The 22,027-nt window shown below is 64.4% G+C and carries 21 protein-coding genes and 2 tRNA genes; 15 read left to right on the top strand and 8 right to left on the bottom strand.

Going from position 1 to position 22,027, the window contains the following annotated elements; all coding sequences use genetic code 11:
• Window positions 1-59: 59 nt before the first annotated feature.
• From QFZ53_RS07195 to QFZ53_RS07210, 4 genes are all read right to left on the bottom strand, one after another.
• Window positions 60-1,859, bottom strand: a complete 1,800-nt coding sequence (locus tag QFZ53_RS07195; RefSeq protein WP_307294995.1) for a DUF4209 domain-containing protein — start codon at window positions 1,857-1,859, stop codon at window positions 60-62.
• 9 nt (window positions 1,860-1,868) lie between these two features.
• Entirely contained in the window at window positions 1,869-3,404 is a 1,536-nt protein-coding gene (locus QFZ53_RS07200; protein WP_307294996.1) for an SIR2 family protein, read from the bottom strand.
• Between the two features lie 150 nt (window positions 3,405-3,554).
• Window positions 3,555-4,592, bottom strand: coding sequence for a hypothetical protein (locus QFZ53_RS07205; protein ID WP_307294998.1), 1,038 nt, complete (start codon window positions 4,590-4,592; stop codon window positions 3,555-3,557).
• Between the two features lie 124 nt (window positions 4,593-4,716).
• Window positions 4,717-4,848 (bottom strand): hypothetical protein, encoded by a 132-nt coding sequence (locus tag QFZ53_RS07210; RefSeq protein ID WP_307295000.1) that lies wholly within the window; start codon window positions 4,846-4,848, stop codon window positions 4,717-4,719.
• Window positions 4,849-5,087: 239 nt separating this feature from the next.
• Between QFZ53_RS07210 and QFZ53_RS07215 the strand changes: the two genes are divergently transcribed.
• From QFZ53_RS07215 to QFZ53_RS07230, 4 genes are read left to right on the top strand one after another with little or no spacing between them, the layout of a single operon-like run.
• Window positions 5,088-5,702, top strand: a complete 615-nt coding sequence (locus QFZ53_RS07215; protein ID WP_307295002.1) for a hypothetical protein — start codon at window positions 5,088-5,090, stop codon at window positions 5,700-5,702.
• A 53-nt stretch (window positions 5,703-5,755) separates the two neighbouring features.
• Complete coding sequence (locus QFZ53_RS19835) at window positions 5,756-6,991, top strand: DUF4238 domain-containing protein (RefSeq protein WP_373426320.1); 1,236 nt, start codon at window positions 5,756-5,758, stop codon at window positions 6,989-6,991.
• 15 nt (window positions 6,992-7,006) lie between these two features.
• Window positions 7,007-8,128, top strand: coding sequence for a hypothetical protein (locus QFZ53_RS07225; protein ID WP_307295005.1), 1,122 nt, complete (start codon window positions 7,007-7,009; stop codon window positions 8,126-8,128).
• Window positions 8,125-9,507 (top strand): hypothetical protein, encoded by a 1,383-nt coding sequence (locus QFZ53_RS07230; protein WP_307295007.1) that lies wholly within the window; start codon window positions 8,125-8,127, stop codon window positions 9,505-9,507. The genes QFZ53_RS07225 and QFZ53_RS07230 overlap by 4 nt, the downstream gene beginning before the upstream one ends.
• 378 nt (window positions 9,508-9,885) lie before the next feature.
• Here the strand turns inward: QFZ53_RS07230 and QFZ53_RS07235 are convergent, their stop codons facing one another.
• Entirely contained in the window at window positions 9,886-11,154 is a 1,269-nt protein-coding gene (locus tag QFZ53_RS07235; RefSeq protein ID WP_307295008.1) for a serine/threonine-protein kinase, read from the bottom strand.
• Window positions 11,155-11,342: 188 nt separating this feature from the next.
• Here QFZ53_RS07235 and QFZ53_RS07240 point away from each other — a divergent pair, with 188 nt between their 5' ends.
• The 11 genes from QFZ53_RS07240 to QFZ53_RS19840 all read left to right on the top strand — a co-directional run bounded on the left by QFZ53_RS07240 (window position 11,343) and on the right by QFZ53_RS19840 (window position 19,136).
• Entirely contained in the window at window positions 11,343-11,795 is a 453-nt protein-coding gene (locus QFZ53_RS07240; protein ID WP_292905682.1) for a hypothetical protein, read from the top strand.
• Between the two features lie 46 nt (window positions 11,796-11,841).
• On the top strand, window positions 11,842-12,333 hold the full coding sequence (locus QFZ53_RS07245; protein ID WP_307295012.1) for an FBP domain-containing protein: 492 nt from the start codon (window positions 11,842-11,844) through the stop codon (window positions 12,331-12,333).
• Between the two features lie 46 nt (window positions 12,334-12,379).
• Complete coding sequence (locus QFZ53_RS07250; protein WP_307295014.1) at window positions 12,380-13,177, top strand: enoyl-CoA hydratase/isomerase family protein; 798 nt, start codon at window positions 12,380-12,382, stop codon at window positions 13,175-13,177.
• Between the two features lie 86 nt (window positions 13,178-13,263).
• Window positions 13,264-14,352, top strand: coding sequence for a hypothetical protein (locus QFZ53_RS07255; protein WP_307295015.1), 1,089 nt, complete (start codon window positions 13,264-13,266; stop codon window positions 14,350-14,352).
• On the top strand, window positions 14,349-15,143 hold the full coding sequence (locus QFZ53_RS07260; RefSeq protein WP_307295017.1) for an inositol monophosphatase family protein: 795 nt from the start codon (window positions 14,349-14,351) through the stop codon (window positions 15,141-15,143). The genes QFZ53_RS07255 and QFZ53_RS07260 overlap by 4 nt, the downstream gene beginning before the upstream one ends.
• Window positions 15,144-15,296: 153 nt before the next feature.
• The gene (locus QFZ53_RS07265; protein ID WP_307295019.1) at window positions 15,297-16,472 is read left to right on the top strand and encodes a M23 family metallopeptidase; all 1,176 of its coding nucleotides are present in this window, start codon (window positions 15,297-15,299) and stop codon (window positions 16,470-16,472) included.
• Between the two features lie 79 nt (window positions 16,473-16,551).
• A tRNA-Thr gene (locus tag QFZ53_RS07270) sits at window positions 16,552-16,623 on the top strand.
• 34 nt (window positions 16,624-16,657) lie between these two features.
• Window positions 16,658-16,731, top strand: a tRNA-Met gene (locus QFZ53_RS07275).
• A gap of 209 nt (window positions 16,732-16,940) precedes the next feature.
• Window positions 16,941-17,135: a helix-turn-helix domain-containing protein gene (locus QFZ53_RS07280; protein ID WP_307299365.1), complete on the top strand. Its 195-nt coding sequence runs from the start codon at window positions 16,941-16,943 to the stop codon at window positions 17,133-17,135.
• 113 nt (window positions 17,136-17,248) lie between these two features.
• The gene (locus QFZ53_RS07285) at window positions 17,249-18,337 is read left to right on the top strand and encodes a site-specific integrase (protein ID WP_307295021.1); all 1,089 of its coding nucleotides are present in this window, start codon (window positions 17,249-17,251) and stop codon (window positions 18,335-18,337) included.
• 532 nt (window positions 18,338-18,869) lie between these two features.
• Window positions 18,870-19,136: a hypothetical protein gene (locus QFZ53_RS19840; protein ID WP_373426250.1), complete on the top strand. Its 267-nt coding sequence runs from the start codon at window positions 18,870-18,872 to the stop codon at window positions 19,134-19,136.
• 617 nt (window positions 19,137-19,753) lie between these two features.
• Here the strand turns inward: QFZ53_RS19840 and QFZ53_RS07295 are convergent.
• The 3 genes from QFZ53_RS07295 to QFZ53_RS07305 are packed head-to-tail and all read right to left on the bottom strand — an operon-like array spanning window position 19,754 to window position 21,889.
• Window positions 19,754-20,707, bottom strand: a complete 954-nt coding sequence (locus QFZ53_RS07295) for a hypothetical protein (RefSeq protein ID WP_307295023.1) — start codon at window positions 20,705-20,707, stop codon at window positions 19,754-19,756.
• Window positions 20,676-21,347 (bottom strand): ATP-binding cassette domain-containing protein, encoded by a 672-nt coding sequence (locus tag QFZ53_RS07300; protein ID WP_307295026.1) that lies wholly within the window; start codon window positions 21,345-21,347, stop codon window positions 20,676-20,678. Before QFZ53_RS07300 ends, QFZ53_RS07295 begins: the two co-directional genes overlap by 32 nt.
• Entirely contained in the window at window positions 21,344-21,889 is a 546-nt protein-coding gene (locus QFZ53_RS07305; protein ID WP_307295028.1) for a hypothetical protein, read from the bottom strand. Before QFZ53_RS07305 ends, QFZ53_RS07300 begins: the two co-directional genes overlap by 4 nt.
• Window positions 21,890-22,027: the final 138 nt, after the last annotated feature.

A 22,027-nucleotide genomic window follows, 5' to 3' on the forward strand; every position in this document is an offset into this window, starting at 1 on the left:
CGAAGTTGAAGTGGGGGCTCATCGGCTGGAAGGCGAGGAGGGTGCAGGGGGCACCAGGTCTAGGCGTCGTCGTCATCCTCGGGAACGACCGGTCCGCCGCGATCTGAGGCTTCTTCGTCCCGTTCCGCATTGAAGAACGCTGAGTGGATGAGGCGCCAGATGAACCACCAGGCGTAGAACGCGGTACTGGAGTTGATGTGGTCGTCATCGACGAGGCCGTGGGCGATCTCGTTGCGGAGGTTCGGGCCGTGGGAACTGCAGAACAGTGCGCGGATCTCGAACACGATGTCCAGCCCGAACACGCGTTCGACGTCGTCACCTTTCATCAGCGCGCTGAGACCCTTCTCTGTTTCGATGCCGTCCTCAATCGTGCTGGTACTCACGCCGGCGTCCTGGAGCTTCACCCGGATGATGTTCTCCAGCTGTGGGATCAGTAGGTGCGCGGCGGTCAGGAAGTCGCCACCGTAGCCGTAGTGAAGCCCACGAGCGACGAGGGATTCTCGTCCGGATGGAACCAGCGAACTTTCGCGGGCGAGGAAAGTGAAGTCCGCGATGTTCAACGGGTGCTGTGCAGACAAGATCATCCACGACGATGCGAGGAAGCGATGGACATAGAGGTTCACGCGCATCCCGAACTCTCGCGTCATCACGCGCCACAGGTGGGATGGCATGCCATAGATCACGTCGTCCTCGTCGCTGGACGAGCGCGCGACCGTGCGTCCATCCTTCGAGAACTGCACGTGGGTGAACAGGTGCGACAACGGGTACTTCTTCACGAGGGCCTGGTTGTTGGACTTGTTCGTGGCGAAGTCCGTCAATGGCAGCCACTGCAGAAACAGGTGCAGAGCGTCGCCGAGGTCTTGCCCGTCGAGTGCTTCCGCGAGGTTGGGCATCTCCTTCGGCAGGGGGACTTCGCGGCGAATCGATTTCATGAATGACAACGTGGCGGTCCCGGCGCGACGAATCATCCGGGTGAGTTCGCCGTGTAGCTGATCCACACCTCGCGACGGCCGTTCGGCGCGGGGAATCGTTGCGAGGCGGTCGAGGGCCAGCTCCAGATCCTTTCCCGCACGCGCCGCGGAGTCCGTACGATGCTCGGCGAGTAACGCAGCGGCCTGGTCGCGAAGCATCAGCACCGCGGCGGCAACGTCATCGAAGTGTGCCTGACGGTCGCCGGCCAGAAGGTGCCATGCGCCCGCCTCCTCGCGAAGTAACCGTGGCATGTACAGATCGCTCGATGAGGACGCCACGGAACGCAGGTGGGCGGCGACCTCGGCTGCTCGGGTCCGGGGTCGTCGCTTCTCGCGCAAGTTCTCAGCGAGGCGGAGCGATTCGCTCGCGTTCGTGCATGCGAGCAAGCGATCCAACAAGAACTGCTCGAGCCTGTCGCCAGGCTCCATGGTGCGCGGACCAAATCGCGGCGCGAGAGCGAACGCACGTCCCACCGCAAACGACACGTCGTGATCGAACGGACGGCCAGCGAACTCAGTGATGACGTGTTCGATGATCTTGGCTGACGTCTCTACCTTCTCCAGACCCTTGGTGCGAGCAGCGACGAGCTCAAGCACTCTTAATCGAGTCGGTGCGTCGAGGTCGTAGTCCGCCACGTGGCGGAGGATGTCAATCTCGTGGTCTTCCAGGGTGTGTGTCGAGACCCAGCGCCCGTCCGGTCGAGGACGAAAAGGAATATAGGACTCCTCGCCCCCATCTGGGTGAGTCATCAGTTCCCGAACGGCATCAACGAGAACGGTCACCTCGTTGACTCGCTCATCGTCGGGCGCCTCAGGACGCACGCCCTCGGGAAGAAGGAAGCCGCCACTGGCCGCGCGGGCCACGGCCTCCGCCCACTCGTCGCTCATGGTCGCACCCTATTGGGCGCCCGCGACATTGCCAGTGGCAGGGGCGCTGTCCGGTTCGATGATGGGCCACGCGCCGCTATGGCTCCTGGCGCTTTCGTTGCCGAAGGTTCGCAGCGCCGCTTCGACTGGCCGGCTGTCCCACGACACGGTGACGTTGAGGGATTCGCCATGCGCGAAGACCGGAACCGACTGCTGTCGGTACACCATCCGATCTTGGATTGCGTCTTCGCGTTCGATGGAGAGCGCGTTCGGATGCGGGGTGCTGTACCCGCCGGGACTGACGCCGAACCTTTCGATTACTTCGCCATGATTGGTGAACGTCACGGTCGCCACCGCCCCCTCCCAGCTGACGTCGACCTGGAGTCGCGGGGAGGGGATCGCAGGCGGACCTTCGTGCAGGGCGCGGTGGAGAGCGGTGGCTGTTGTGGCGCGCACGACGTGAATCCTGGGCAACGTCGTATCGTCCAGCTCGGATGTGAGCTCCGCGCGAATACCTTCACGATACGAATGTGAGTGCGGCCAAGACGGGTCAAGAGCGGTCAACGTCCGTGACTCATCCGCGTGGAGCCAATCGAGAATGATCTCGTTGACGTGCGGATCGGCGAAAGCGTAGCCGACGACAACGAGCTTGTTCGCGTTCTGAAGTGCGGTAGCGAACGCGACCAGAAGAGCGAGAGTGCGCCCACCCGACCCCAACTTGTCCCTGTCGCCAATCACGATGTCGGGAGCGAAATCGTCGTCACTGGTATCGACGACCACGGCGGGCTTGCGGGCCAGCGAGCGGACCGAATCGTGGGCGCGGAGGTCAATCGATCCATGGATCTTGTACAGCCGGATCGCAGCACTCGGGTCGAAATCCGAGGGTGAGCCGAGACTCGCGATCTCCGTGCCCCGGCTGAGCACCACACCGAGGGAGTCGGCGCAGGCCTCGACCGTCAGGTCGTAGTTGAGCGTCGCGACATCTAGCCCGCCCGGTTGCGTTGCGCCAAGTTCGATGAGCGGTGCGAGGTAGTTCACGTCCCCATGCCGGAGAAGCAGCCGGCGCACGCGGGTTCGGATGAGCTTCTCTAGCTCGTCATAGAGGTCGCCGTTGGACGGGGCATCGCTGTCGGCGACGATTGCCCGCACTGCGGCCTCGACCTCTCGCCCCGGGGAGAACCGCCTGTCGCCCTCAAGCGCTTTGATGAGAGCGTCGCCTTGCCAACCTCGGGATGAGGACGCGTAGCGTCCGACGCCAGGCTTCCAGTCCTGGATGAATGGGGCGACCTCGTGTGTTCCACGGTCGCGCAGTAAGCGGATCGCGCTAATCATCGTCTCGACGTTCACGGCATCGAAAGGATCACCGCCTCGTTCCGTCCGGTGGTTCACCATCGCGCCGTACACGAAGTTCAGCGTCTTGACGATTGTTCTTTCGCGGCCGAGCTTCTCGGTGATGTCCTCGACGAGCTGACGCGCGAATGTGAATGTCGTGGGGAGACCGGCGTCAACCGAGGCGCCCGCGCCCAGAAGAACAGCCGTACGCGGTGCCGTCGGGGGGTTGCTCATGCATGCATTTTGTCAGTCGAGTGGCCCAGTCACCGACTCCGACGGGTGGGACAGCGGGGGACATCGCCAAGCGACATCGCTTTCCGAAAAGCCTCCGTCGTTGTCGTTGTCGTTGTCGTTGTCGATGTCGGGGTCAGGTCGTGGTGGTGGCTACGCGCCACCGGGATCGTGTCTTTCGCGCCACAGCAGACCGAGCACGGTTCGCGGGAGCCGCCGTCGGCCGCCCGCCCTGAGGAAGCTCGCGTACGCGAACAAGAAACGTAGCAGTAGCCCGACGCTGGCGAAGAAGGCCACGACTACTGTCGCGCGCATCCCCCACGTGAGACTGGTCACCTCGAATGCCATCACAACAACGGGGAATGCGACGCCTGTGATGGCGAGGACGCTGAGAACCTGGAGCGCGAGCGAGAATCCCTCCGGCTGACGGCTGACGGCTGACGGCTGACGGCTGACGGCTGACGGCTGACGGCTCGCATCGAGCGTCTCGCGGGCGAGCGATGCTTCGGCACGGAGAGCTGCGGAGTCCGCGGTCGCGGTGTGAAGCTGCTCGCGGAGACGGCCGTGGTGGATGACGTCAGCGTTCGGCCTCACCGTAGCCATGATTTGCTGCCGCTCGAGCAGCTTTGGCAGCAGCACTTGGCGAGCGTATGTGTCGGCGGCTTCTGTGCGGCGCGTGACGATTGAGGTGCATGTCGTTTCGTAGGCCCACTCCCATACAAATGCGTCCGCGACGGGAAGTTCCAGGTGTTCGGCCCAGAACGTCGCCCACCGTGGATACGAATCGGCCTCTCCAATCAGACCCCGCATCGATCTCACCGCCTTCGACAACTCCGCGGCAACCACCGTGATGCGTCCGGCGAAGATCGTCTGGTCGAAACCCTCCCTCGCCAGCCCCGCACGCGCGAGAGCCTCGTCAACAGAGATTGGTCCGCCGAGCAGCGCCTCAAGAACGCGAGTGTCGTGAAGAACCACGTCGGCTTCGAACTCGGCCAGTTCATCCTGGGCGCTCGCGATCCTTTGCTCAGCGTCCTTCGCGCGTGCGTCAAGCTCAACCACCCGCCGCCCCGCCGCCTCTTGCTCCGTATGTAAACCGACGTAGCGCGAGACGAGCAGGCCGCCCACGATAGCAATCATGGCGGCGGAGCCCTGGGCAACGGAGGTCAGGAGCCAGTTCACATCTGCGGTCACGACCTCATTGTGCAGCACCGACGAGCGAGGCAGCGGTTCTATGAACATGAACATGAACATGAGAAGCGACAGCGATGATGTGACACGTGCGTCGGTGACAGACCGCTAGCGTCAGGGCATGACTTCACGCGTCGCCGCGGCCACGTACCGCACGTTGTTCGCTGCCCTGGCTATCGGCGCGGTGGCGTTCGGTGTCGCGGGCCAACTTCTCCACGAGTTCGTACTGGTTTTCGGGCGCGCTGAAGGACGTCATCATCGGGTCTCCTGCTCATTCGGAAGCGCAACACTGCGCAGTCCGTCTTGGTAGACGCTGTTGTCTGCTGCTATTCAACGAGTGGGGCAAGGTCGGCGGTGGGGTGCTACTTGCTCATATCCCACGGCGCGGAGGAGCGGCTGTAACGCCATCCGCTCGTTCCCTGGGGTGTGGGGTCCGTGCGCAAGACCACGGAACGGACAACGGGTTCGGGGTGCTCAATTGCTCGCTAGCCTGGCGAGGTGTCCCGCGAAATCCCGCACGTGTACCTCGACCTTGCATACGTCCCTGAACGGGTACGTCATTTCCGTAGTGCTCCCGAATCTGAGCAACTCAGCGCCATCACGGAGCTCATAAAGCGCCAGGCACAGCATTCCAGCACGTCGGCTGCGACAATCGCTGCGCTGGTCATCGCGGCCGGGGTGGGCCTTGTGGGAGCCTTCGCTTCTGCGCTTGGGCTTCACGCTCAGAACATTGCGATGCAGCGCAGTTCTGCTGTGGAACTGGCTGAACTCGCGGATGAGCGCGGGCAGTTCTCGCTCGCACTTGAAGCTCGTGAGCTCGCAGTCGAGTCGCTGTCGCTCGGGTTCGGGCTCGCCGAGGCGATTCCGCTCGCGCTCCTGTTCCTGGGCCTTCTCACCATTGCGGCCACGTGGTGGGCGGCTGACCGAACGAAGTTCCAGCGTGGCCAAGGCGTGGCTTACCGCCTACTCGCGTCCTATGGCTGCCTCACCGCGGAAGCGGTGGCCGTTTGTGAATCAGAAATGAGGTTGGATCTTTGTAAAGGATCTCGCCTGCTCGGGCGCGCTTCGCGAGGCCCGCGGGCGTCAGGGGTAGTCGATACGCTCAAAGGATGACCGGGGACCCGCCTTACAACCTGTGGGAAGCGGCGCGCCGCAAGGCCGACGGCATGACGGCCGCCGGGATTGAACCCAGGCGACATCATCTCCTGCCGGCGTTCTATCTGGATCGATGGGCGGATGGCAACCGTGTCCGCGTGACCGATCTTCTGCGAAACCGGAACGCGTACGAGACGGCACCAAGAAGCGCCGCACTCGAGACCGATTTCTACCGACTCCAAGAAGCGAACGGGATCTCACCGGTGTACTGGGAGGCCTGGCTGTCTGAGGTTGAAGGTCATGCCGCAACCGCGTTACGAGAGATCGACGCCGAAAGGATGCTCAGCGATGAGTCACAACAATGGTTGTGCCTCTTCCTCGCCACCCAGATGATGCGGGGGCGAAAAGCTCGTCGTGGGCACCGTGCCCTATTCGCCGCAGAACTCGCCCAGGTGCGGGCCGCGAACGGCGATGAAAGCCTCGCGGAGGAACTGCGCAAGGGCAGCATCTTCAACTTCGCAGATGCAGACGATGTCCCAACCATCATGGCTGAGGTCGACCGAGTGTTCGCAGACCCCGAGATACTCCCCATCACTCGCGAGAACGATCTCGAAGCGTTGGCGACGTTGGCCACCCACGTAGCTGGGCTTCTGACCACTCGTCACCTCGCGTTATACCGGACGCGTCGGGCGCTCATTACGTCCGACGAACCTGTGGTGGAGCTTCACGAGAACAGGCGAGACCAGCGTTGTATGGGGGAGTGTGGGGTGCTCCAATCTTTGCTTTCCCCATCGACCCGCACAAAGTCTTGGCCCTGTACAGGCGTGACATCGAACCACGTGACGTCGGCTCGACACTGGACACGCAGGAGACTCTTGAGCTCAACGCCGCGATCCTTGCGAACGCTCATGCCTTCGCCGTGTCGAAGCCTGGGGACAAGCTTGCGGAAAGGTTGTTCCTGCCGGAAGAGCCTGCGGGTTACGGGTCGGAACACTTCACAGACCCCGAGTCTGGGAACGTGCTGTTCCGCTTCTGGGCGCCGAGCCGGTGGGAAGGGCGAGATGATGCGCCGCGCCGCGTGGTCTCCCGCTGGTGGCCGTCTCACGTTCCGCCCGCGTCGCCTCCGACTGCTGAGGAGCAGGCAATCATCGACGGTTGGATGTGAGCGTATGGCTGCGGTGGGCAGCTCCGCTCTCAGTCTGTGCTCTAGGCCTTGCTGGAACTTGGTCGCCGAGCTCGACATGCGTTGGCTGGCCGTCCGCGGAGGTCCACGTGTGACTCTCACGATAGAAATGCAGCATGCATAAGTCATCAGGGCAGCCATGACACATATTCAGGAATGGTTCCGACGTCTCAACGAGCTAGATGAGAGCCGTGAGGACGCAGCCCACGAGTTGGCGTTCCGTGTTCTCGCTACCTCGGCGCTCGACATCAACGGATCTATCATTCGTGTCGATCCCACAGATCGCCTGGTGGAGCCGTTCGGTTCGATGCCCGCGCGGATGAGTGTGATGCATTTTCTCGATGGGGGAGATGCCACGAACGTACGCCGTAGCCAAGCTCTTGCAACACAGATCGGCGCCGTGATTACTCTCGCACTCGGGCGACGCGTCCGCGTGGCCTCGGATGAGATTGTGGCCCGCCTGGATGGCGCGGATCACGTGAACTTCATCCCATCGGGCGTGAACGGCCGTGACCTCTACGGCCCGATTAGCGGCAATCCGAAACGACTCGTTGAAACAATGCTCACCCGTATCGCTGGTCTCAGTGACGATGACGCTACTCCGATCCTCGCCGCCAGTGAGCTGCACTACGCCGCCACGCAGCTCTTCGATGTCGATCTGCACACTGCATTCACACTGGTTGTAGCTGGCCTGGAGACCCTCGCTGGGCATTTCGAGGCGCAGCCTCCCACATGGGAAACGTACAACGATGCACCACACTGGGACGCGGTGTTCGACCGACTCGGCCTTGACGCTACACAGTCCCAGGCGATGCGGGACGAGCTCCTCATCGACAAGCACGTCAGACTTCGGCAACGATTCGCGACGTACACCCTCCGCATGCTCACGCCGGGTTTCTGGCGATATGCAGTGAGAGACTTCACGCCCTCGTACAGTTTCGCGCCCCAGTCGTCCTCGTTTCTGGGGATGGAGGAAGTGAGGACACCCACCCCGATGGACGTGATTGTGCCCCGAGAATCCGCTGTGCTGCGACGCCGACTCCTTGCTTGTTACGACGCGCGCAGCACATTCGTGCACGCGGGCACCAAGGCCATGGACGCGGACTCACCACTCCTCTCGCGAGCCGGCGCACCCATTAGCAACACCTCGCCTCTGGAGTTCACCGCGCTGCGCCGCATACTCGAGTGGGTACTGAGAGAGGAGATCGCGCAACGGTCCCATCCCGCAGCGCTCCCCGATTGCATCTTGCGTCGAGCATGAACGTCTGGGAACGGCTACGGAAACCGGCGCGACCACTTCGGAACGAGCGACGCGCATTCGACCTGCACGCGGACTTGCCGACCTTGCGCGTCGTCATCGACCCCCTCCTCGCACTGACTCCCGAAGTCGACGGTTACTTCGATCTCCTCCGCCGTGCTGACGCGAGCATCCTCATACTCCGACGCCGAGAGCAGAACCAGGTTCTCGCGTCCGGAGACTACGCCGTCGTGACACCGGCGGAGACGCCAGCAGACAGCGGCTGGGGTGGGGTCATCGAGAAGCACGAGAACGGAGTGGTGCACCGCGCGATCCCGTTCGCACAGAAGAACACCGAGTCGGCATTCAACTGGGCCAAACACTACGGCCTGGATCCCGTCGCGGCGCGCGCCCGCGAGCTCGACGCGCAAGCTGCAATATCTCTGGAGGCCGACCTTTACGTCACCGACAACGAGTTCGCACTCCACCGCAAAACGATGCGCAGCGCGTGCACGGTGTCGGATGCCCTCGCAGTCATCGGGTTGCATCAGCGGCTGCGTAGCCGTGTGTTGGTCGGGCCGGAGGATGCTCAGTTCATCACTAGCTGGATGGCGGAGCGGATTCAGGTTACAGCCATGCTTCCCCGCGTCGACGCCCAGTTCAACGACGTGATGGAGACGCGGGCCGGAGACGGGGCTCTCTCGATGCTGCGCGCCATGCTCATCCGGCTGGAACGCGCGCTCGCTGCGCGGGACCGTCTGCTCGTCACCTCGTTGCACCCGAACGGACTGATTGGGTTCGAAGCTCCCGACGAGCTTGTCGAACGAGCTGTCGTTGCACTTCAAGGTGTGCTCGATGCCGCGGCCCGAGCACTCAACGCTCAGCTCACCTCCCCAGTTCCCGCATCGGAAGCATCCTTCTCCAGAAAGTCATTCCGAGCGCAGCTACCGCCAGCCACCAGAAAACTGGTTGAAGACTCAGACAACCGTGCGACACGGGAGATCATCTCCGTGCTACGCAACACCATCCACAATCAGCCTTTCGGCATCGCAGCGCACGAGAAAGGCGGAGAAGTGGAACGCCTCGCGACAGTGGAGGGAGAACCCGGCGAGAAGTTCCGTGCGCTCGCTGCTCAACTGAAGGCAACGGACCGGTGGACGTTGTTCGAGACCAAGTCCGCGGTCCCTGATCTTGGATTCGGCGTCGTGCTGCGTCCCATCCCGCTCATCGACGAGCTCATCGTCAGATGTGCGGCGCTCTCCGACTCGCTCATCGCATCCGCCCCATGGGCGACGACACCTTTCCCCGACGCGGAGAGGACGGGTTGGGGGAGTGGCCCCGCGTTCATCCGCTCAGTTCAGCGGGGGTATGGACTGGATGACGCGGTGGTGTTCGCTCGCTAGGAGAGTCTGCGGGCCACTGCGGAAGCTGCTCGGTCTCGTGCTTGTCGCGATGTGTCGCGCAAGGCGTTGAGGGGGACGTTCGGGGAGATGTCGGTGCCAGCGCATCGCGTGGGGCCTCACAAGCTTGGAAAGGCCAGATCACATTACAATTTCTCCAGGGCGCGCGATGGTCGGGAGGAATAGCGTTCTCGCGTCGGAGGATTCGCCCGAGTACATGGTGCGTATGACCCCTGTAGCCTCAAGGCCTTCCGCAGAACCGAGAACACCCCACCGTATGACTGAAGGGCCTCGCTATGCGGGGCCCTTCGCTTTTCCCTGATCACGCCGCTGATCAGACCTCGAACCCGGTGGAACGAGCAGCGGCGGTCGGCGGGACGCTCACTTGCCCTTGCCGTTGTTGCCCTGGGAGGCGTGCTCGGTCTTCTTCTCGGCCACCTCCGCCCCGTGCTCGGCCTTCTTGTCCGCCGTCTCTGCCGCGTGCTCGACCTTCTTGTCGTCGTTCAAGGCCGACGGGCCTGGATCGCCGTCATTGACCGTCACCGTCACCGGTGTGGTCGACGAGTCCGAGTCGGAGGTCGTGGCGGGTGCGGAGCGGGGTGTCGTGACTCCGGTGACCGCGCGGGCCGTCACGATGTCGGCCGCCGACGAGGTCCATGCCCCGATCGCGGCGAGCAGCCCCATGGCTGCGGCTCCGGCGATCAGAGCGGTGATCACGCGACGTGGGCGGCGGTCCGTGTCGCCGCGCAGGAGGCGGGTCTGCGGCAGCTGTTCGGTGACGGCGGCGCTCGACGGGCCGGACGACTCCGACCGGTCGCCACCGCGAAAGCCTCTGATCTCGGCGGCGACCTCTTCGGCCGACGGCCGCTCCTCGGGATCGACCTGGGTCATCCAGAGGATGAGCTGCCTCCACCCCGGGCTCACCGCGTCGGGGATGTCTGGCGGCTCGGTCAGCCGCACCCGGGCGGATTCGAGACTGGCGCCGATCGGGTAGCCGTGACGGCCCGTGAGCGCCTCGAGCAGCACGAGGCCGAGAGCGTAGATGTCGGCGGCGGGGGTGAGCGGAAGATCTCGTAGCTGCTCGGGCGCCATGTACGCGGCGGTACCGAGGACGACGCCCGTGCGCACCTTCGAGGTCTCTGGAGTGCAGGCGATTCCGAAGTCCGCGAGCTTCGCGGTCCAGCGGCCGGATGCTGTCGCCGGTGGAGCCAGCAGCACGTTCGACGGCTTCACGTCGCGGTGGATGATGCCGGCCGCATGGACGGCCTCGAGCGCGTTCGCGAGGTCTTCCCCGATCTGCGCGGCGTCTGCTGATGAAAGCGGGCCGTGTGTCATCCGCCTGGCCAGGCTCGGCCCGTCGACGAGTTCCATGACGAGGTACTGAGGCGTTCCCGGGTCGAGGTGGGCGTCGAACAGCGTCACGAGCGCGGGATGGTTCACCGCAGCGAGCAGTGCTTTCTCGGTGTGCACCCGGTCGGCGGCGAACGGGGCCTCGGGGTCATGGCGGATCAGCTTGATCGCGACCGTCCGTTCCAGGATCGCGTCCTCTGCCCGGTAGACGGTCGCCATGCCGCCACGGCCCAGGCGGTCGAGCAGCCGATACCGGCCGTTGAGAAGCGCTTCGGTCGGCGGTGCGTCCTCCGCGTGCATATCGCTACCTCCGGAGCAGATGGGGTCCGCGCAGTGGGAAGGCCACGATAGGCGGCAGGCGGCCGTTCGCCGTAGGGGCTTGCCCGCCGCGGGAGCGTGGGCTAAGCGCGGCGGGGACGTGCCTATCGACCACCCCACAGGCTCATGATCCTCGAGTCGCGTAATGAAACGCCCCCTACCCCCGTCTCATGGGTATGAGCATCGTCGAGTCGCGCCTGTTCCACGAACCCGCCCCCGTCGCGCCCGGGCCCGGAACCCGCTTGCAGCGTCGCGCGCTGCTCGACCTCAGCATCGATGAGGAGATCGTCAGAGGGGATCTCCGCGGAGCCACCCTCGACGAGCCGCTGCGCACGGCCCTCGCAGTGGTCGTCCAGCAAGAGCTCAAGCAGGAGGAGTCCCTCGTGGAGGACGACATCTTCGATGCGCTCCGCTCGCACCGTCTCATCAGCAGACGGCGCTGCCGACGCCGGCTTGATGCGCTCTCGGGCATGAACCTCATCCGTCGGGAGGGCCGCATCGTCCACGCGACCGTCGCCGGCATCTCCGCCGTGCTGCGGCCGTCGTCGCTCGATGGAACCCGCCTGCCACGCGACCTGCTGCGGGTGCTGCGTCAGGCCGAGCTCGCGCGGCTCGGTCGCTGAGGCGGGCGCAGGCATAGGCGCGGAAAGCTCTGCCTAGACTGGAGCGATGCGCGCGCTCACAGAGGCCGAGGTCCGATCCTCGTTCGTCAACGCGGATGCCGACGACCTGCGGATCATGCAGTTGCCGCACGATTTCGTACTCGTCGACTGGGACTATCTCGACTTCTTCGCCTGGCGGGATCCGAGCGCGGGCAAGCGGGGGTACGTGTTGATCCAGCACGACCGGGAGATCAAGGGCGTCGTGCTGCGGGTGTCCGACTCCGGACGCGCTCGCAACGGCATGTGCAACATCTGCCACCTGATGCAGCCGGGCAATCAGGTCGCGCTGTTCTCGGCCCGCCGCGCAGGGGCGGCAGGGGAGCGCGGTGACTCGGTCGGCACGTACATCTGCGCCGATCTCTCCTGTCATGACAATGTGCGCCTGGCGCATCCGCTGGCTCCGAACGAGGTGCGAGCCCCGGGGCAGGCCGACTATCGCCTCGACGGAACGCGCCGTCGGATGGAGGCCTTCGTCGCCAGGGTCTGGGAGCACGTCTGAGCGCGGTTACGCTGGAGCGATACGTCCTGTGCTCGAAGGAGAAGCCATGAGCGATGCCATCCTGTTCTCGGTCGATGAGGGAATGGCTCGGCTCACGCTGAACCGCCCGGGCCGGCTGAACGCCTTCAACGCCGATCTCGCGCACGCTTGGCGGGATGCGACCGCCGAGGCGGCCGGTCGCAGTGACGTCAAGGCGATCCTGCTCGACGCCGCAGGGCCGGCGTTCTGCGCCGGCGGCGACGTCATCGAGATGTCGACGTCGATGGGCTCCGGCACCGACATCACTGCCCTCGCCGAGGTGATCAACTCCGGCATCCGCTCGCTCACCGAATCGTCGATCCCCGTCGTGGTCGCCGCCCACGGCACCACGGCCGGCGGCGGACTCGGCATCCTGCTGAGCAGCGACTACGCGGTGGTCGGCTCGCGTTCGAAGCTCGGCAGCCTGTACGCGAACATCGGCCTCACCCCCGACCTGTCGGTGTCGGCGCAGCTCGCTCAGGCCGTGGGCCAGCGGCGTGCACTGCAGCTCGTGCTGCAGGATCGCCTGCTCTCGGCGACGGAGGCCGTCGAATGGGGGCTGGTCGCCGAGGCGGTCGAAGGAGCGGATGCCGCGGCCGAAGCCGAGCTCGTCCGTGCACGCGCGGAGGAGATCGCGCGTTTCTGGCTTGCGGGCGCCGCCGACGCGTACGGGCAGGCCAAGCGCCTCGTGCGCTCGCGCCCCGAGCGATCCTTCGTCGAGCAGCTCAGCGAAGAGGCGCGTTCGATCGGTGCGGCGCTGGAGACCCCGGATGCTCAGGCCCGCGTCGCGGCCTTCGCCGCCGCATCCGCCAGGAAGACCGGCTGAGCTTTCCACACATGTCCGGATCACCCCTGATCCGGTCATCAGGCATGCGAGGATGAACCCACAGCTCACTCGTCGAGAGGACCGCCATGTCTCAACCCGGAACAGTGACACCTGAGCCGAAGAACACCTCGCTCCTCATCCGCGGCTCGATCTGGATCGCGATCGGCGCGCTGATCGCCGCTGCTCTCGTCTGCGTCGTGTGGGTGCTCATCGGAGATCAGGACGGGCTGATCGGACGCGCGTTCCTCACGATCCTTCTTCTGGCAGGCTTCGCCGGCATCGCGATCCTCGAGGCGGGTCTCGCGCCCAACCGCCCCGACTGGCTCGCGCTGGCGAGCATGGTGTCGTGGATCATCGCGCTCATCGTCGGCGCGTTCAAGATCTGGCTCCCCGAAGACGGTCAGTTCTTCAGCGGGGGCGAGCGGTTCTTCCAGCTGCTGCTCGTGATCGGCATCCTGCAGCTCGCTCTGCTGCACGTGCGGCTGTTCACGCCCGCCGCTCAGCGCTACGTCACGGTCTTCACGCGCATCATCTACATCGCCACGATCGTGTTCCTGGTCGGACTCGTCGGCATGCTGCTGTTCTTCCTGACGTTCACCCACAACTTCGAGTTCGGCGATCTGTTCGGCCGCATCCTCGTGGCCCTCACGATCCTCACGGCCGTCGGCACCACGCTCATCCCGTTGCTGAACACGCTGTTCGCCCCGAAGAAGCAGACTGCTCCCGTGCACCAGGCCGCTCCCGCGCTCGCCACCTGGCCGACGTACGCCGACGGCGCGACACCGCTGCCGGTGATGCCCGACGGCAGCCCGGACTGGAACGCCTACTACACGGGATTCCCCTCGGCCCCGCAGCTCGCAGCGCCCGTCGGCGGCACCTACTACCAGGGCCAGGGCACGTATCCGGGCCAGAGCGCTGCGCAACAGCCCGCCCCGCAGTATCAAGCGCAGCCGCTTCCCGCGCTTCCCGTGCCCGTCGCGCCACAGGAGCCCGCTGCGCCTCAGTACGCGGCTCCGGCCGCGGCCGACTTCGCACCCGTGGCGGAGCCTGCCCCGACCGAGCAGCCCGCGCCCGCTCCCGCGCCGGAGGAGCCCGGGGGGCACGCGGTCCCTCCCGCCCCCGCGGGCCCGCCGGCAGAGCCGTACCCGCCCGCGCCGCCCCTGCCTCCGCAGTGACCGCGGAGACCGAGCTGACAGACCTCGCCGCGGGCATCGCGCGCGAGGCCGGTGAGCTGGCGCTGCGGCGCCGCGAAGAAGGCGTGCATCTCGCAGCCACGAAGTCGAGCCTGGCCGACATCGTCACAGACGCCGATCGCGAGGTCGAAGCGCTCATCCGCGCCCGGCTGCGTGAGGCGAGGCCCGGAGACGGGTTCCTCGGTGAGGAGTCGGATGCCGATGCCGGCGTGACCGGGATCACCTGGGTGGTCGACCCCATCGACGGCACCGTGAACTACGCCTACGGCATCCCCGCGTACGCCGTCAGCATCGCCGCCGTGCGGGGTGAGGCGGTGCCGGGGCGGTGGGAGGCGCTGGCAGCCGCCGTCTTCGCGCCCGCTCACGATGAACTGTTCACGGCTGCCCGCGGTGAAGGAGCCTGGCGAGGCTCTGTGCGGCTGGCCGTCGCGTCGGCGACACCGGCGGGTGCCTTGCTCGCGACGGGTTTCGGGTACGACCCGGCGACCCACGACGGAGACATCGCCACCGTGCGCCGTGTGATGCCGATGGCGCGCGATCTGCGACGGGCGGGAGCGGCCTCGCTCGACCTCGCCTACGTCGCGGCGGGCCGGCTCGACGGCTACTTCGAGCGAGGGTTGAAGCCCTGGGATTTCGCCGCAGGAGCGCTCCTCGTCGCCGAAGCAGGGGGAGTGGTCACCCGTGTCGACACGGCATCCGCGCGACCCTTGTTGATCGCCGCCGGCCCTGAAGTCCATGCGCGCCTCGCCGCGCTCCTCGACGAGGAAGCCTGATGAATTCATGGCTTTCTCAGGCGGGTCACGGTAGGGTTTTATCCGATCGTTACTTTCATCGCCCGAAACGATGAGGGTTTCAAGCGCCCCCCCCAGCTTGAAGACTGACCCGAGAGAAACGCTTTGCCCTTCGACAACCCCCAGGCTGCCGCTGTGCCGACGCGCCGCTCCAGCCGGCACCGCACCGCGGTCTTCGAGACCCCCGCAGTGACCGTTGCCGCCGAAGTCGCCGCTGTCGCTGCCGCCGCGGCCACCGCTCCGGTCTCGCGCCGCGCTGCGCGACAGCGTCCGGATGTCGTCGAGCCCGGCGTCGCCGAAGTCGCCGCTGCGGAACCCACTGCTGAGCCTGTCGCTGTCGAGCCCGTCATCGCCGAGTCCGTTGTCGCCACGCCGGTCGCCGACGAGGCGCCCGCTGCGCCGGAGGTTCCCCTCGACACCGCTGCCGCCGACCCCTTCGTGCAGGCGTCGCTCACGTTCCGCTCCGTCGTCCTCGACGGCGACAAGGTTGACGACAACGCCGCAGCCGATGACGCACCCGCTGAAGGGACCGTGGGCGACGCTCCGGTCGCCGAGCACGTCGCGCGCCGCCGCCCTCAGTTCCGCAAGGTCGTCACCTTCGGTGCGACCGTCGGCGTGATGGGGCTCGCAGGCCTGCTCGCCGTCTCGATGACCATGCCGGCAGAGGCCATCGCCGCCACCGGTTCCGACGGCACTGCCACGATGTCGCTTGTCGCAGCATCCTCCACCTCGTCCGCGAAGACCGACGGACAGATCCAGGCGTTCGTCACCTCCTCCGACGTGCAGAACGAGACGCTCGCACGTGCAGAGGACTTCTCGACCGTGTCCCTCGTCGACCTGGCATCCGAGCAGGGCATCAAGTTCTCCGACTCCGTGTTCACGAACGACCCCGATGCGGCCATCCAGTGGCCGTTCCTCGTCGGCGTCAGCATGAGCTCGGGCTACGGCCCTCGCTGGGGACGCATGCACGAGGGCATCGACTTCACCCCGGGTGAGGGGGCGCCGATCCAGGCCATCGCCGACGGCACAGTGCGCATCGCGACCGAGCAGGGCGGCGGCTACGGCGTCACGGTCTACATCGACCACGTGATCGACGGTCAGGTCATCACGAGCCACTACTCGCACATGCAGTACGGCTCGCTGAAGGTGAAGGCCGGCGACACGGTCAAGGTCGGCGACATCGTGGGTGACACCGGCAACACCGGGCACTCTTTCGGCGCCCACCTGCACTTCGAGATCATCGTCAACGGCAAGACGATCGACCCGCTTCCCTGGCTGCGGACGAACGCCGGTCGAGCGTCTCTCGACTGACTTCTCGACTCGCGTCTCGATTTCGCGAGCGAGCCTCTCGGATGATAGGCTCGTCTGGTTGCTCCGCGAGGGGCAGCACGCCCCGATAGCTCAGTGGCAGAGCACTTCCATGGTAAGGAAGGGGTCGTCAGTTCAATCCTGACTCGGGGCTCACAGTGTTCGCATCTGCTATGCGGATGCCGTGCGGCAGGGTAGCTCAGCTGGTCAGAGCGCACGACTCATAATCGTGAGGTCGCGGGTTCAAGCCCCGCTCCTGCTACAGAAATCACCTCCACACCCGCGTGATCACGCGGATTCTGTGGAGGTGTTGTCATGTCCGGCGACAGCAACTTGGCCAGATTGCGGCCATATATTCCCTTCTTAGGGCGAGGATTGACGATCCGCCGCCGTAGCCACCGGGGGGCACCTGAAGCTACGGGGTATCCCGACTGCGCACACATTTCGCTCGGAGCCGCGCATGTGGTGGGTATGGATGCGATAGCGACTCCCGTTTTCTTCACGCCCACGCAACTGGCTGAGTGCCTGCAGATCTCGATCAGGACACTCGAAGACTGGCGACTGCGCGGCTACGGCCCGCCGTTCCTTCCCGTGGGGAAGCACGTGCGCTATCCGCAGGACGGGTTTGAAGCATGGGTGGCGGCCGGCATGAAAGGCCCGTCCTGATGTCAAGGCGACGCCTCAATCCCGGGGAGATCGGATCCATCTCCATCTCCCGCATCGGCGGTCGTGTTCAAGCGCGAGCGCGCACGAGAGATGCCGCCGGTTTACTGGTGCGCGTGTCATTCACCGCGGACCACGAAGATGATGCTGTCAGCGGCGTGCGCCTCGAAGCCCAGCGCCTAGCGTTCGGCGACAGTGAGATCACGCTTTCCACAACTCTCTCAGAGCTTCTCGACCAGTGGCTCCACGCGCGCGCTGCCGATGTGCGCCCCCAGACAATGCGTGTCTATCGGTCCTCTGCCCAACGACTGCGTCGCATTGGGGGAGCGCTCGCCCTCGAGCAGCTGACTCCTGGACGGTGTAAGAAACTCTTGAACGACAGCGGATTCGTCGGATCAAGCTCGCATGCGGCGAAGCAGGCTCGTGTCGCTCTCCGAGGTGCGCTGGACCTTGCACTGGAAAGCGACGTCATCAGCCGGCACCCGGTCTCAGCAATGCCGCGTCAACGACGCGCTCGAAGCGAAGACGGCCTGCCACGCGCGCTGAACGTAGACCAGGTCCACGCATTGCGCCGCGCGGTAACCCGAAGGGAAGAACGTATCGCGCGTCAATTGACGGATGCACGCCCATACTTGCGGTGGGTCATCGAAGTGCAATTAGGGTCCGGGCTGAGAATCGGCGAGGTGCTTGCGCTTCGTCACTGCGACGTGGACCTCGCTGCCGGGATCATCTCCGTTACAGGCACGCAGATCGATGGTGAGAACTGGGAGCTCGTCCGCCAGGAGGAGCTGAAGAGCAGAGCGCAGGCCCGACGGATCAGACTGCCCCGGTTCGCTGTCGCCGCGCTAGAGGAAGCTCGGGGGGCGTGCGATGTTCCCTCGCTGTTGGCAAACGCTCCCGCACTGCAATCGCGGAACGGAACGTCGATTGCCGCTCGTAACCTCCGAAGACAGCTCCGAGACCTGCGAGAGGACGCCGAGCTGATAGCCGCGCTGGCGGAAACAGGGCTCTCCGCGAGCGACCTAGTCCCGCATCTGCTGCGTCGGACAGCGGCCACACTGGTTGCCGTCGCCGACGAGGACCTGACCAGCGCACAACGTCTACTTGGCCACTCGGATCAGAGGACGACGCGAGACAGCTACGCGGGAGCCGCATTCCGGATCGTAGGATCTGCCGAAACGCTTGAAGAACTGCTCGGGTTGTGAAACTGGCCTATCCGCTCCGTGATGGGACTGTGGGGTCCCACCCGCGTACTGGGATTGTGCCAAGGAAGGTCAATCGCATGTGCTCGTGGGCACCTTGAAACTTCCCCAGTTTGTTGCCGTTTCCTCTCGAATATGGAAGGAGGACATTGATCATGCCGAAGATGATCCCGGAGGAGTCGAAGCGTCGAGCAATTCGGCTTGTGCTCGATCATCTCGATGAGCATCCAAACGTGACGGCCGTGAGCTGCGTCAGGCGAACGCGGTCCGTCGGGACGCGGCGGTATTCTTCGCCGGGGAACTCGACCCGCGGCGCCGCTGATCCTCGCGTTTGTCGAGGAGCAGCGCGTCAAGCACCGCTTGGTCGGGTCGATCGGCAAGGTCCTGCGGGAGCTGGGCGTGCTGGTCGCCGAGCGGACGTATCGGGCGTGGCAGCACGCCCAGCCCAGCAGCGGTCGTCATCGACGCGATCCGAGCTGTCCGGATCGATGAGAAGGGCGAGGCAACCCCGGAGTCGATGTGTGAGCGATGGAAGATGACCGCGTTGCTGCGCCGCCATGACCTCCCGGTGTCAAAGCGGCAGGTCGACCGGTTGATGCGTGAGCTCGGGTTCAATGGTCTCGTGCGCGGCAAGGGCGTGTGGACCATGGTCCCGGACCTTAACGCCGCTCGTGCGCCTGACCTGTTGGATCGGGACCTCGCCGCCGTCGCGCCGAATCGGTGCTGGGTCGCGGACTTCACGTATGTGCGGACGTGGGCCGGGATCGACCGCCGCGCTGCGGATGGGCCCGTGGCGACGTGACCGCGCGGGCCGCCCCGCGGCAGACGGGCTGATCCATCACAGTGACACCGGTTCGCAATTCACGAGTGTGTCATTCGCTGAGCCCCTCTCTCTCGAAGGCATCGCGGCATCGCGGCATCGATCGGATCGATTGGCGACATCTACGACAACGCCCTCGCTGAATCCACGATTGAGCTGTTCAAGAACGAAGCGATCCGGGATGATTCTCCGTTCCAGACGGGACCGCTGCGCACGATCGACGACGTCGAATGGATCACCACTGATGGATCGATTGGTGCAACGTGAGACGCCTGCACTCGACCATCGGCGACATCCCACCCGACGAACCCGAGGCCGCGTACTATGCTGGCCTCGCAACACCATCCCGCCCGGTGATGACACCCGCATAGGAACGACAAAGAACCGGGAATCGTTCAGTTTGCCGGCCTGCCGCCTGATCCCGATGGCTTGGCTATTATCCAGGACTTCGTAGACGGCCTGGATAATTAGATCGAGTTTCGAAGAAGGCCGCGCATGGCCGGGCAACGTCGAGCTTACGGCTCAAGGGGCTAAAGCAGTGAGTACGAGAAGGCTTCTTCTATTGACGACCGGAGGGCGCTACGCGATTGAGATTCGGCCTACTGCGCGGTGTTTGGCAGCCGCGCTCGGTAGTGCCATATGAGCACCGCCGTACCGGCGCAGAACAGAGCGAAGCCAATCAGAATGCCTAACCCTAGCGCAGGATCAAGCTCGCCAAGGGCAAACGGAGTGAACTGCCCGACGAAGTAGAAAATGTCGGTTCCTGCAAGGGGGATCATGTTGCGCAGGTCCCACGGCCCAAGCATTGGGAGCAGGTAGTAGGCCAGTGCGAAGGCGACTAGCGTAAACGCACGGTTTCTTGTCGCAACGCCGACGAACAGCCCGAACCATGCCGATACGGTTCCGATCAGGACAGCGAGCATCCCGATGGTCAAGGTCCGCGCAACCGAAGGACCCGGCGGGATAAACGCTCCCAGCGTGGAGGCCTCTTCTTCGGCAAGTGGACCAGTGATGAGCGACGCTATCCCGCTTCCGGCTGCCGATAAGACAACGAGTGCCGCGATGATTGCGAAAAGAGCGACCGGTTTTGTCCCAGCAACGCCCCGGATACCGCTTTGCGGCCACCGAAACGCGATCGATCCGGATTTCGTGTCGTGCGTAGCCGTGAAGATCCCCAGTGCAAACCCAATGAGGGGAAAGAAGATGAATGTGCTCAGGCTCAGGGTCGACGCGATTGCTCCGAGCCCTGTCGTTTGGGTCAGAGCCTCCGTTGCGCGATCCAGGTCGTATCGAAGCGGGTTCGAGATGTTCTGCTGCGTCGCGGCGCCTGTCACCTCAGCAGGGGTCGAGAGCGCCTTGGCGATGTCTTCGCCGTTCTCTTGAAACACGCTCAAGGTGTGCTCGAACTGTGACACGAGTGAGAATGTCGATGAGGTGCCTGCCGCGGCGCCGCTGATGACGATTGCGATCGCGGCTCCGACCAGCGCAAGCGCAAGTCCACTGTTGATGACCCATCGAAACTCACGCCGAATTTCTTGCAACATGTTGCGCATATGCCCTCGTAAGGTCCCTGTCTGAGAAATAGTCGGCGGTGATATCGGTCAGTTGCGTGTCGCGAAGTACCATCACTCGCGTGGGCAAAGACTCGAAAGCGTAGAGATCATGCCCGGTGGCGATGATTGTTCGCCCGCGTTCCTTCAGGTCGCGGTGCACAGCTTCTCGAAACCGAGATCGAGTAGATTGATCGAGTCCGTTAGAGAACTCATCGAGAAGGAGAACATCTGCGTCGCTCGCGAGAAGCGTGGCAAGAAGCACCAGCTTCCGCTGACCAGTTGACATCTTCCCGTACGGGCGGCGCAAGAGATCGCCGAGAAGGTCCTGCACGACAGGAATCTTGTCGGCGTGCGAGTCGTTGAGCACGTAACGGAGGTTCGCGGCCGCACTCCACCTTGGGTACAGCATGGGGTGATCGAGGATGCCGAGGATGTGACGTCGCGGGCGCTTCCCATTGACCTCAACTACGCCGTCATGGTTGTCCAGTTCTAGGAGACAGCGGAAAAAAGTTGATTTACCTGCACCGTTCTCGCCAAGAATCAGACAGAAGTCTCCCGCATCGAGGCTTAGGGCGACGTCGAGGATCGGTCTGGCTCCGAATGACTTCCGGAGCCAGACCACGTCAAGCTGTGAAGTCAATCTTCCCACTTCTGGTAGGAGCCGACGTTCAATACGCGCGAGAACGCATTCGACGTAGCGCTATAGACGTTCGCGTTCCCCCAGGGAGTGGGTACCCCCGCACCGACGGTGTAGCTGCCCCGCCAATCATGCCGTGCCGACGTGGTGTAGATGCGCTTCGTGCCGTTCTGTTTGACAGTATTTGGAATCACCCACCCCGACTGCTGGAACGCGTCACTCCAAGTCACGCTACCGCCACCGTAGCCGAAGCTCACGTTCTCTTCGGCCCACATCAGCCATGAACCACGGTAGAGCTTCATCGAGTTTGTTCCAGAGGTGGCAGCTACGGATGCGACTGCTGTGCGCGACGTGACATTTGCGTCTCCGCTCGCGGTCGACATGTTGGTGCCCCCAGACTCCCATGCCGCAATAGCCTGCTGCTGCTCCGCGCTGAGATCATCTAGCGTCGGCGGGTCCGTGGCTGCCTGCGCTACCGTCGGCAAAAGGCTGCCGAGCAGTAACGCTGCTGCGATCGCACCCGAAATGCGAATTCTCAGTTTCATCGTCCGTCCCTTTCGGTGGGCTGGCACTGCGACGTGTTCGAGCCAGTACGGGTGACGGTAGTGCAACGAGTTCCTCGTCGTCTGTCGGTCTTCCGGAGGATAGACGAAGGTCTAGGGTCCTGAACTGTGCAGGTCACC

Source organism: Microbacterium natoriense (assembly GCF_030816295.1).
Classification (GTDB): domain Bacteria; phylum Actinomycetota; class Actinomycetes; order Actinomycetales; family Microbacteriaceae; genus Microbacterium; species Microbacterium natoriense_A.

Coding starts and splice junctions, on each gene's coding strand:
- QFZ53_RS07225 (WP_307295005.1), top strand. CDS start 7,007: ATGACACATATTCAGGAATGGTTCCGACGTCTCAACGAGCTAGATGAG.
- QFZ53_RS07210 (WP_307295000.1), bottom strand. CDS start 4,848: ATGATGACGTCCTTCAGCGCGCCCGAAAACCAGTACGAACTCGTGGAG.
- QFZ53_RS07240 (WP_292905682.1), top strand. CDS start 11,343: ATGGGTATGAGCATCGTCGAGTCGCGCCTGTTCCACGAACCCGCCCCC.
- QFZ53_RS07195 (WP_307294995.1), bottom strand. CDS start 1,859: ATGAGCGACGAGTGGGCGGAGGCCGTGGCCCGCGCGGCCAGTGGCGGC.
- QFZ53_RS07200 (WP_307294996.1), bottom strand. CDS start 3,404: ATGAGCAACCCCCCGACGGCACCGCGTACGGCTGTTCTTCTGGGCGCG.
- QFZ53_RS07245 (WP_307295012.1), top strand. CDS start 11,842: ATGCGCGCGCTCACAGAGGCCGAGGTCCGATCCTCGTTCGTCAACGCG.
- QFZ53_RS07305 (WP_307295028.1), bottom strand. CDS start 21,889: ATGAAACTGAGAATTCGCATTTCGGGTGCGATCGCAGCAGCGTTACTG.
- QFZ53_RS19840 (WP_373426250.1), top strand. CDS start 18,870: ATGACCGCGTTGCTGCGCCGCCATGACCTCCCGGTGTCAAAGCGGCAG.
- QFZ53_RS07255 (WP_307295015.1), top strand. CDS start 13,264: ATGTCTCAACCCGGAACAGTGACACCTGAGCCGAAGAACACCTCGCTC.
- QFZ53_RS07250 (WP_307295014.1), top strand. CDS start 12,380: ATGAGCGATGCCATCCTGTTCTCGGTCGATGAGGGAATGGCTCGGCTC.
- QFZ53_RS07235 (WP_307295008.1), bottom strand. CDS start 11,154: ATGCACGCGGAGGACGCACCGCCGACCGAAGCGCTTCTCAACGGCCGG.
- QFZ53_RS07295 (WP_307295023.1), bottom strand. CDS start 20,707: ATGCGCAACATGTTGCAAGAAATTCGGCGTGAGTTTCGATGGGTCATC.
- QFZ53_RS07280 (WP_307299365.1), top strand. CDS start 16,941: ATGGATGCGATAGCGACTCCCGTTTTCTTCACGCCCACGCAACTGGCT.
- QFZ53_RS07230 (WP_307295007.1), top strand. CDS start 8,125: ATGAACGTCTGGGAACGGCTACGGAAACCGGCGCGACCACTTCGGAAC.
- QFZ53_RS19835 (WP_373426320.1), top strand. CDS start 5,756: ATGACGGCCGCCGGGATTGAACCCAGGCGACATCATCTCCTGCCGGCG.